General features: G+C 34.7%; 21 protein-coding genes. All 21 read left to right on the top strand.

Annotated elements, in window-relative coordinates:
* Positions 1-127: 127 nt before the first annotated feature.
* A complete protein-coding gene (locus ABWO04_RS07900; RefSeq protein ID WP_353078902.1) occupies positions 128-439 on the top strand; it encodes a hypothetical protein in 312 nt (103 codons plus the stop codon).
* A complete protein-coding gene (locus ABWO04_RS07895) occupies positions 405-641 on the top strand; it encodes a hypothetical protein (protein ID WP_353078900.1) in 237 nt (78 codons plus the stop codon). The genes ABWO04_RS07900 and ABWO04_RS07895 overlap by 35 nt, the downstream gene beginning before the upstream one ends.
* Before the next feature lie 48 nt (positions 642-689).
* Positions 690-1,097, top strand: a complete 408-nt coding sequence (locus ABWO04_RS07890; RefSeq protein WP_353078898.1) for a helix-turn-helix domain-containing protein — start codon at positions 690-692, stop codon at positions 1,095-1,097.
* A 123-nt stretch (positions 1,098-1,220) separates the two neighbouring features.
* Positions 1,221-1,487: a DUF6378 domain-containing protein gene (locus ABWO04_RS07885; protein ID WP_353078896.1), complete on the top strand. Its 267-nt coding sequence runs from the start codon at positions 1,221-1,223 to the stop codon at positions 1,485-1,487.
* Positions 1,484-2,263, top strand: coding sequence for a thymidylate synthase (gene thyA / locus ABWO04_RS07880; RefSeq protein ID WP_353078894.1), 780 nt, complete (start codon positions 1,484-1,486; stop codon positions 2,261-2,263). The genes ABWO04_RS07885 and thyA overlap by 4 nt, the downstream gene beginning before the upstream one ends.
* A gap of 5 nt (positions 2,264-2,268) precedes the next feature.
* Positions 2,269-2,571, top strand: a complete 303-nt coding sequence (locus ABWO04_RS07875) for a MazG-like family protein (RefSeq protein WP_353078892.1) — start codon at positions 2,269-2,271, stop codon at positions 2,569-2,571.
* Between the two features lies 1 nt (position 2,572).
* Positions 2,573-2,992 carry a hypothetical protein gene (locus tag ABWO04_RS07870; RefSeq protein WP_353078890.1) on the top strand — a complete coding sequence of 140 codons (420 nt, stop codon included), beginning with the start codon at positions 2,573-2,575 and terminating at the stop codon, positions 2,990-2,992.
* A 2-nt stretch (positions 2,993-2,994) separates the two neighbouring features.
* Positions 2,995-3,675: a phage replication initiator YdaU family protein gene (locus ABWO04_RS07865; protein ID WP_353078888.1), complete on the top strand. Its 681-nt coding sequence runs from the start codon at positions 2,995-2,997 to the stop codon at positions 3,673-3,675.
* The gene (locus tag ABWO04_RS07860; protein WP_353078886.1) at positions 3,665-4,546 is read left to right on the top strand and encodes a P-loop NTPase family protein; all 882 of its coding nucleotides are present in this window, start codon (positions 3,665-3,667) and stop codon (positions 4,544-4,546) included. The genes ABWO04_RS07865 and ABWO04_RS07860 overlap by 11 nt, the downstream gene beginning before the upstream one ends.
* Before the next feature lie 2 nt (positions 4,547-4,548).
* On the top strand, positions 4,549-4,836 hold the full coding sequence (locus tag ABWO04_RS07855; RefSeq protein ID WP_353078885.1) for a hypothetical protein: 288 nt from the start codon (positions 4,549-4,551) through the stop codon (positions 4,834-4,836).
* A 1-nt stretch (position 4,837) separates the two neighbouring features.
* Positions 4,838-5,350 (top strand): recombination protein NinG, encoded by a 513-nt coding sequence (locus ABWO04_RS07850; protein WP_353078883.1) that lies wholly within the window; start codon positions 4,838-4,840, stop codon positions 5,348-5,350.
* A 53-nt stretch (positions 5,351-5,403) separates the two neighbouring features.
* The gene (locus tag ABWO04_RS07845) at positions 5,404-5,931 is read left to right on the top strand and encodes an ERF family protein (RefSeq protein WP_353078881.1); all 528 of its coding nucleotides are present in this window, start codon (positions 5,404-5,406) and stop codon (positions 5,929-5,931) included.
* Positions 5,932-6,026: 95 nt separating this feature from the next.
* Positions 6,027-6,599: a hypothetical protein gene (locus ABWO04_RS07840; RefSeq protein ID WP_353078879.1), complete on the top strand. Its 573-nt coding sequence runs from the start codon at positions 6,027-6,029 to the stop codon at positions 6,597-6,599.
* Complete coding sequence (locus ABWO04_RS07835; RefSeq protein WP_353078877.1) at positions 6,596-6,910, top strand: hypothetical protein; 315 nt, start codon at positions 6,596-6,598, stop codon at positions 6,908-6,910. Before ABWO04_RS07840 ends, ABWO04_RS07835 begins: the two co-directional genes overlap by 4 nt.
* A 40-nt stretch (positions 6,911-6,950) precedes the next feature.
* Complete coding sequence (locus ABWO04_RS07830) at positions 6,951-7,172, top strand: hypothetical protein (RefSeq protein ID WP_353078875.1); 222 nt, start codon at positions 6,951-6,953, stop codon at positions 7,170-7,172.
* Between the two features lie 5 nt (positions 7,173-7,177).
* Positions 7,178-7,414: a DUF736 family protein gene (locus ABWO04_RS07825; RefSeq protein ID WP_353078873.1), complete on the top strand. Its 237-nt coding sequence runs from the start codon at positions 7,178-7,180 to the stop codon at positions 7,412-7,414.
* A 297-nt stretch (positions 7,415-7,711) separates the two neighbouring features.
* A complete protein-coding gene (locus tag ABWO04_RS07820; RefSeq protein ID WP_353078871.1) occupies positions 7,712-8,245 on the top strand; it encodes an RNA polymerase sigma factor in 534 nt (177 codons plus the stop codon).
* Positions 8,246-8,251: 6 nt separating this feature from the next.
* Positions 8,252-8,659, top strand: a complete 408-nt coding sequence (locus ABWO04_RS07815; protein WP_353078869.1) for a hypothetical protein — start codon at positions 8,252-8,254, stop codon at positions 8,657-8,659.
* Positions 8,660-8,672: 13 nt separating this feature from the next.
* Positions 8,673-8,801 (top strand): hypothetical protein, encoded by a 129-nt coding sequence (locus ABWO04_RS07810; RefSeq protein ID WP_353078867.1) that lies wholly within the window; start codon positions 8,673-8,675, stop codon positions 8,799-8,801.
* Complete coding sequence (locus ABWO04_RS07805) at positions 8,785-9,225, top strand: terminase small subunit (protein WP_353078865.1); 441 nt, start codon at positions 8,785-8,787, stop codon at positions 9,223-9,225. Before ABWO04_RS07810 ends, ABWO04_RS07805 begins: the two co-directional genes overlap by 17 nt.
* A partial coding sequence (locus ABWO04_RS07800; protein ID WP_353078863.1) for a phage terminase large subunit occupies positions 9,182-9,750 on the top strand: 569 nt, incomplete at its 3' end. The genes ABWO04_RS07805 and ABWO04_RS07800, both read left to right, overlap by 44 nt.

Below are 9,750 nucleotides of genomic sequence, written 5' to 3'. Positions count from 1 at the left end.
TATTTAAGAACTTATTTAACGGCCTAGACAACGAAGGCAAAATGATGTTAAACACGATTATCGAAGCCTTAACTTTAGTTGGCTTTGTGTTTGTGTCTCTTTTATTAATCGCTTATTTTATTATATTATGATTGTAGACATTCACTACCCGTTAGCGTACTTTTACGCAGATACCTACGAAGGCGAATGCACCTTTGAACTATCCGTAGACGAAGATAACGACTTGAACGTAACTATTTGCACCGCGATAGCTTACCGCAACGACTTAGAAATAGAATTAGAACACGTACTAAACGACTACGATTTACAATTAATCGCAAGTGAAATATACGATGACTTGTTAAACTCAAATTTACACGAAGAATTTATACAAGAAGAATATAATAACAAATTACAAAACGCTTATGAAAACGGAAAGAACTCCCGACGTGAATTTTGATTTACCCGACCAAGTTCGTTGGTGGCTTACTGGTGAAGGTTGGCTACATAAAAACGGACATTTTAATTTTAACCATTACTGTAAAGTTGTAAACGCAAAATATGAAGACATACGAAATAACACATTACTTTCAAGAAACGCCAACGGCACGCAGGAAACGAACCAAATCCGTTGTAGAAGCGTATTCCCTTCATCACGCTAAATTGGTTTTGGATATTTGGGAAGGATTAATAATTAACATTAAAGAGATATGCAACTAAAAAACAAATTCACGGACTTAATAGAAACAAACGATTTACGCAAACGGAGCAGAAAACGAAAGTACGTAAACCAACGCGGTTACGTAATTAAATTAATGCGGGGGTACGGATTCTCCTATATTGAGATAGGCGAAATGTTAGGACTTAATCACGCTACGTGCATTCACGCTTTTAACAATGCCAATCTTTGGGAATCTATAAACGATAGGCACTTTTTTAACGACACCGAACACCTTCGCGCTGCGATGAATAACTTTAAGGTTAACAGAACGATGCAAGATTTATACCTAGACGTTAAAAACGCGGGGGGATTAAAAGACCTTGAACATATTCAAGAACGAATAAGACGCGGGGAATATCAAATAAAATTTTACGAAAATGAACAAATATTAAATTAATTAGTTATATTTGTACACGGCTTCATCTCACATTATAAAGCCATAAGGTATTATTGACCCTTGTAATGAAGTAGAAGTGAGATGCTACGGAGTTGCGAGGGTTTTTTATTTAATTTAAAAAATATGAATATTTTAAAAAAAGCTGACGAAATTGTTAATTTACGTTCAGAAGAAAAAGAAAGGATGTATGGCGATTTTATTGAGTCAATGAAAAAAACGTCGGAATTAGCAAGTATTATGAGTAATAAAAATATTAATGTAAATGATTGCTATAATGTGTTAATTGCATTAAAATTAGCTAGGCAGTCACACAGCCATAAAGAAGATAATTTACTTGATGCTGTGGCTTATTTAGGTTCGTTAAACAACTATTTAAATGACAAAATATGAATAATTTTGAAAAAATTTATGGCAATATAGTTAGCCATTGTTTAAAAAAAGGCGAAATAGTAATTGGTAGAAATGGCAAAGTCAGGCAAATTACTGGTACACAAATTAGAGCAAATCTAATTGAAGGGTTTCCCGTCGTTACTGGAAAAACAATATTCCCAAAAACCTGTTTTATTGAAACTGAATGGATGTTAAATGGGTTGACAAATATAAATTGGTTAAATGAACGTGGCGTAAAAATATGGGACCAATGGGCTGACAAAAATGGCGATTTAGGGCCGGTTTATGGGCATCAACTTTTAAATTTTAATGGGGTTAACCAAATTACTAGTCTAATTAATGAGTATAAATTAAATAAACATAGTAGAAGGCTTATTTGCTCAATGTGGAACCCTAGCGATTTATCTAAAATGCAATTACCACCTTGCCATTATTCATTCCAATTTATAATATCTAATAATTTTGTAGACATTATTGTAACAATGCGCTCGCTTGATTTATTTATTGGCTTACCTTATGATATGGTTATGTATGCATCAATATTAGCGGCTTTTGCAAATGAGTTTAATTTAATTGCAAGGGAAGTAATTATAAATGCGGCAAATGCTCATATTTATGAGGTGCACGTTAGAGAGGCCGCTATTTATGTTGGTAGAGATAAATTTAAATTGCCAAGTTTATTAAAAGTTGGGTTATTTACTAAATATTATTCAAATGATTTTCAATTAAGTGAATACAAAAAACAAAATAGATTAATAGTTAATGTAATAAAATAAAAAGTATGGATTTAAAAAATGAGTTTCAGCCAATAAGAGATTGGGCAAATAACAGAGGTATTTACGCTAAAGGCGATATAAAAACACAGTATGTAAAATTGCAAGAAGAAGCGGGGGAGCTAGCTAAAGCGATTATAAATAATAATAAAAATGAAATAATTGACGCTATTGGCGATTGCGTTGTGGTTTTAACGTCAATTGCATATTTTAATAATGTGCCTATTGAAGATTGTATTAATGAGGCTTTTAATGTAATTAATAAAAGAAAAGGAAAAATGGTTAATGGTAGTTTTGTAAAAAATAATTAAAATGAGAGAATACTTAGCAAAGATTAGAATACCCGAAGAAATTAAAAAAGAATCAACTGGGTTTATTGGTGAAAAAATATTTGAATTGTGGTTTACTTATAATTTTCAGGATGAGCCGCTATTTAAACAAAAAGCGGATATGGACTTAAAAAAAATTGATTTTGCAGATTCAAAAGGCTGCACATATCAAGTTAAAACAACTGCAGCTAAAACATATACTTTTAATTGCGATTTAGAAGACATACACGAGCATTTAAATAGTAGTAAATACGTTTTTATACAATTGCGGGATGACTATGCTTATATTGAGCCTATTTATGGAAAAGAAGATATAAAAACAAAATTAAAGCGTTCATTTAAAGAAAAAAAACAATGCTTTATTTATTGTAAAGATTTACTTCAAAAAGAATTATTTATTTAGTTATGAGCGGTTGGATTAAAATACACAGGAAGTTTTTAGAATGGCAGTGGTTTGACAAAAGCGAAGCGGTACACTTGTTTATATACCTACTATTAAAAGCAAACCATAAGGATTCCCAATGGCAAGGAGTTGATATTAAACGAGGTCAATTTATTTCGTCTTTAGGGAAGATTTCAATTGATACGGGAATAAGTTTGCAGTCGATTAGAACACTATTAAACAAGTTAGAAAAGACAAACGAAATAGAACTAAAATCAACAAACAAATTTACTATCGTAACTATTTGTAAATATGAGTGTTACCAAGACGAAACCGAACAAACTAACAAGCAACTGACAAACAAACAACAAACGACTAACAAACAACTAACAACAAACAAGAATGATAAGAAAGAAAAGAATAATAAAGAAGTTATTTTAAATAGGTGGGTTGAATATCGAAAACAAATTAAGAAGCCAATTAAAGAAGCAACTCAAGAAACTATTTTAGCTAAGATGGAAAATTTTACGGAAGAACAATGTAAGTTTGTAATTAACAACTCCATAGAAAACGGATGGCAGGGTTTATTTTGGGATAAACTACCTAAACACCAAAACGAACTATCGGACGATTTACAACAAACGGCTAACATACTGGCTAAGTTAAATTGGAAGGACACTAAAGATTATAAAAATGTTGACTAAACAAGGCGATTCATTACAATACCTACTCGACTATAAAGAAGGTAAGATTCAACAAGGCTTAAAAATTGACTGCGTATTAGACGATTATTTACGATTCAAACCTAAGCAACTAAACATAATTCTAGGCCACGACAACGTAGGTAAAACATATTGGGTGTTTTGGTATTTTCTTGTTCTTGCACTTAAACACGGATTAAAGTTTTGTTTATGGAGCGGGGAAAATCAAAAGGGTCAAATACTGCGGGATTTAATACAAATGTATAGTGGCGAACCATTCAAGAATCTAACGACAAACCAAATACATTCTTATTCCGCTTATCTAGAACAATTTTTTTACTTTGTGGATAATAGCAAACTTTACAAGCCGTTAGAACTTTTGGAAATCTTTGCTAAATCAAAATGCAATGTCGGTTTAATAGACCCGTTTACAGGACTTGACCGCGAAATGACATACGAAGGAAATTACACGTTTATGAACAAGGCGCGGGAATTCGTAAACAAAACGGGTATGACTATTTACATAAACACGCACCCAAATACGGAAAGTGGACGAAGCGCGAATTTATATACTGACGGCGATTTTAAAGGACACTTGAAGCCACCGTTAAAAGACCATATTGAAGGCGGTAAAGCGTTCCTAAATAGATGCGACGATATGTTTGTAATTCATCGACTAATTAAACACGAAACGATGAAATACAACACTATGATAGGAGTAGAAAAAATAAAGGATATGGAAACGGGCGGGAAGCACACAGGAATCAACGACCAAATTTTATGTAATTTTAACTCTGGATTAGGCTTCGAAGTTTACGGAGTTAACCCACTTCAAGAAATGCGAACACCAAAAACAAATAATTTTAAATTCTAGTTATGGACGATTATACAATTTTACGCAGCCAAGTTTTATTAGGTTTTACCTACGCTAAAATACAAGCGAGTTTAGACGAAATAAAGACGAAGCACCCAACCCGAACGGACTTAATTAATTCAATGGAAGAAACGTTAGAACATATTCAAGAAGTTAAGTTATCGTGGAATCAGTTCGAACAAGAATTTAGAGCAATGCGCCAAAACGGATATAGAACGGAGCTAATTAACTTAGAACTCAAAGAAGAAAACAATCGGATTAAAGCCGAAATAAACGCAATAAGATTTTAATATGCGCTGCAAGAATTGTAAAGAGGTATTTACCCCCGTTAAGTTTAATCAAAAATTTTGTTTAGAGTCGGAATGCGTTCGTGTTTGGGTAAAACTTGAAAAGGAAAAACAATGGAATAAAAAGAAAAAGCAATTAAAAGACGAACTACAAACGCTTCCTGAACTTCTTAAATTGGCTCAAATAACGTTTAACAAGTACATACGACTACGCGACAAGGATAAACCTTGCGTAAGTTGTGAAAAGCCGTTAGGCGCAAAATACGACGCGGGACACTATTTTAGTATGGGTGGCCACAAAGCAGTAACATTTGACGAAGACAACGTCCACGGGCAATGCGTAACGTGCAACCAATATAAACACGGAAACTTACTTAACTACCAAATAGGAATACAACAACGGATAGGGGCAGATAGGTTAATAGAACTACACGCAAAAGCACACGAAGTAAAGAAGTGGACTAAAGACGAACTATACGGGATTATTAGATGCTATAAAAAAAAATTAAAATTATAGGTGCATATTAAAATATAATGTTTATATTTGTATGTAATTAAAATTTATACGCTATGAAACATTTATTTAAGTCGTTGGCAGCCTTCCAACAAGAAGTACCAGTAATTCACAAAGGTACGCAAGGCTTCGGGTATAGTTACGCAGATTTACCCGCTATCTTTGAAAAGATTAACCCGCTACTAAAGAAACACGGACTAGGGTTTACGCAGTTGTTAGACACTAAAGAAGGTGTCGACTATATTGCCACCGTTATTTTCCATATTGAAAGTGGCGAAACGTTAGAATCTAAAGTAGCCATTCCGCAGGTTACGTTAAAAGGTATGAACGATTACCAAAGTTTTGGGAGCGGTGTTACTTACTTTAGAAGATATGCTTTGAGTTCCGCGCTCGGATTAGTTACGGACAAAGATACGGACGCTTCGGGCGAACAAGTAAAACACGAACCAAAGAAGCCTAATATCGACCAAAAGCGTTTAGGCAAAGCATTAGAAGCAATCGCAGAAGGTAAGTACACTAAAGACGAATTACTGGCGAACTTTAGTTTAACCGATTCACAAATCAAATTACTAGAAAACGTATGAAAGTCCGATGTTCTCAAATTGGTAAGATAATGACTAACCCCCGCAAGACGGGGGAAGTCCTAAGCCAAACCGCAAAGACGTACGTACAAGACCTTGTGTTATTAGAAAAGTACGGAATACGTAAGGAATTTAGTTCACGTTACACGGACAAAGGTAACGAAGTAGAAGACCTTTCAATAGCGTTAGTTAACGAGGTACTGAATTACAAGTTCATTTACAAGAACGATGAACACTTTAGTAACGATTGGGTTACAGGAACCCCCGACGTAAACACGGACGAAGTATTAATAGACGTTAAAAGTTCTTGGGATGCTTCTACGTTTCCGTTCTTCGAAACGGAGTTACCTAACAAAGATTACTTTTACCAATTGCAGGGGTATATGTGGTTAACGGGTAAAACGGAATCCGTTTTAGCGTATTGTTTAATCGACACCCCGTTAGAAATGGTAGAAGACGAAGTAAGGCGCGCGCATTGGAAGTTACACCTAATCGAAGAAAACACGGAAGTAAGAAACGAAATAGAATCTAAACACAAATTTAGCCATATACCAAACAACCGAAGGGTTAAATATTGGTTCGTTCAACGCGATGAATCCGTTATAGAACAAATCAAAGAACGCGTAGAGTTATGCCGTGAATACTATAACTTATTAATGAAAACAATATGATTCAATTATTAAAAGATGAAAATATAATAGAAGAAATGGTTTTAACTAGTAACCCAACTTGTGGAATAGCAGGTATAACATTTAATAAAAACAATATGAATATAACACACGAAAACGAAATAAAACACGAAGACACTATTCTAGTTTCGGTAATGACAAAATACCACGAACGGAGTAAACGCGGGGTACGAAAATACGGAACTAACCTAGATAGAAAAGACGTTGATTTATTAGGGTGGTTAAACCACTTACAAGAAGAACTAATGGACGCAACGTTATACATTGAAAAACTAAAGAAGGAAGTAAAATAATATCCCTTAAAAAGGACAAAAACCTATAAATTTATCCCTTATGAAGGCAATACTTGAATTTAACTTACCCGAAGACGAAGTAGAATACTATTGCGCTAACAAAGGAACGGCTATGTTAAACGTTCTTTGGGAACTTCAACAGGAACTACGTAAGATGTACAAATACGAAGAACTAAACGAATACGAATATAAAATAGTTGAACGAATGCGGGATTTTCTAAACGATAGCTTAAACGACCACGAAATAAACTTAAATAAATAAATAAAATGGAAACAAAAAACAACACGGGAGCAATCTTTAAGAACGACAAGAAACAAGGTAACCAACCCGACTACCGAGGTAAAGTAAACGTAAACGGAAAAGAAATGGAAATAGCGTTATGGCTTAAGGAATCTTCCAAAGGCACGAAGTATTTTTCGTGTTCATTTAGCGAACCTTACGTGAACGAAACACCGAAACAAGTCCACACGCAGATAATAGAAAAAGACGATTTACCCTTTTAAGTATGTTTATAGACGATAATAGTTTACGGAAGGAGTTGAAAGAAATTCTTCTTACCAAAACACGAAACCAAATAGTAAAAGAAATCAAGTCCAAAGGATTAAAGATGCATCAGTATACAATAGACCGCTTTTTAAGTGGCGCACTGGTAAGCATTAAAACTTTAAGAACGTTAGATGAGTACGTATACCGAACGCAAAAAGGTTTTAAGTAAAGAAATACCCCGCCTAACACGTGGGGTTTTTTGTGAATTGTTATGTTTAGAATTTAATTATTATATTTGACGACAAACTAAGCAAATGGAATGGCTTAAAATAGTTGCAAAAGACCACAAAGAATGGGTTAAACTCGTTCAAAGTTTCGGCGAAGATTTCTTTGCAGAAGACATCGTACAAGAATCTTACCTAAGATTACATAAGTATTGCAAACCCGAAAACATTATACAAGATGGACAAATTAATAAAGGTTTTATGTATTTTGTTTTACGCAATCTTTACTTATTACATATTAAAAGCGAAAAGAAGAATGCGATGGTAAGCCTTAACGAGTTGGCGGTATTAAAAGACGAACCAACCAACCTAACTAAAGAAGAAGCATATACAAGGTTACTGAGTAAGATACACGAAGAAGTTGATTCGTGGCACTGGTACGATAAGCAACTATTCACAATCTACAAAGACACGGATTTAAGCATAAGGGATATAGCTAAAGAAACTACGATAAGTTCGAGTTCAATTTTCAACACCTTAAAGAACTGCAAAAGCAAAGTAAGAATGAAGTTTAAAGAAGATTACGAGGACTACAAAAACGAAGATTTTGAATTAATTAAATAAATAACTATGGGACGACCAAGAAAAAAACAATCAGAAGGGCTAGGAGATACGGTAGAAAACATTTTAAAAGTTACAGGAATCGCAAAAGTTGCTAAATGGGTAATGGGCGAAGATTGCGGATGCGAAGAACGCAAACAAAAACTTAACGACCTTTGGAGATACACTAAACCCGAATGCCTAACGGAAGACGAATACACCTACTTAGACGAATTCTTTAAGAAGGGTAGAAATTCAGTTTCTCCCAGTGAGCAAAGGGAATTATTAAAGATTTACAACCGAGTATTAAAACAAAGAATGCAACCTACTTCGTGTGGTAGTTGTCTACGTGAAGTAGTGAACAAATTAAACCAACTTTACGCAATCTATAAAGCCGAACAAGATGCCACTACCGGAGCCAACACCGAAGGAGAATAAAAAAGAATTCGTTATGCGTTGTATGTCGGACGAAACAATGGTAAAAGAATTTCCCGAAACCGACCAACGTTTAGCAGTTTGTTCGTCTACGTTTGAAGAATCTAAACTATCAAAACACGAAACCAATGGGAAGACCGAATAAAATACATAGCCCCGAACACCTTTGGGAACTATTCAGCGATTATAAAAGCCAAGTAAAGAACAACCCTATATTAAAACATACTTTTGTAGGTAAGGAAGGAAGAAGCGAATACAGCGAATTAGAACGACCTTTAACCATAGAAGGCTTCGAATGTTACTGCGCAGATTTAGGAGTTATCGGAGATTTAAGCCATTATTTCGCGAATACTAATAATAGATACAAACGCTTTTTAACCATCGTTACGCGCATACGTAAAGAAGTACGAAACGACCAAATAGGCGGGGGTATGGCGGGAATATATAATTCAAGCATAACCGCGAGATTAAACAACCTAGTCGAAAAGAAGGAAATTACCAACGTAGAACAACCACTATTTACCGATGTTTCGGAAAACGACGGCAATCAAGAAGATACTGAATCTTAAAAAACGGATTAAGATTATTCAAGGTGGAACTTCGGCGGGTAAGACGTTTGGAATTCCACCCGTATTAATTGACAAGGCTGCAAGACACGAAGGAATCGAAATAAGCGTAGTTGCGGAAACAATACCCCATTTAAGACGGGGTGCGCTCAAAGATTTCTTAAAGATAATGAAATGGACGGGACGTTTTTTCGAAGATAGGTTTAACAAATCGTTACTCCGTTATGAGTTTGCCAACGGAAGCGTTATTGAATTCTTTTCCGCAGATGACTCAAGTAAACTACGTGGAGCGCGAAGGGATATACTATATATCAACGAATGCAATAACGTTACCTTTGATTCTTATAACGAGTTAGCTATTCGAACACGAAAAGAAGTTTACCTAGATTTCAACCCGTCTAACGAATTTTGGGTACATAAGGAACTTAAAGACGAACCCGACTCGGATTTTCTTATTTTGACGTACAAGGATAACGAAGCATTAGACCAAAGCATTATAGACCAAATCGAAAAGAACAAAGAAAAGGC

This window comes from Flavobacterium sp. (assembly GCF_040382755.1).
Classification (GTDB): Bacteria; Bacteroidota; Bacteroidia; order Flavobacteriales; family Flavobacteriaceae; genus Flavobacterium.
Note: the sequence above shows the minus strand (reverse complement) of the source record. Positions and strands in the feature narration are given on the sequence as shown.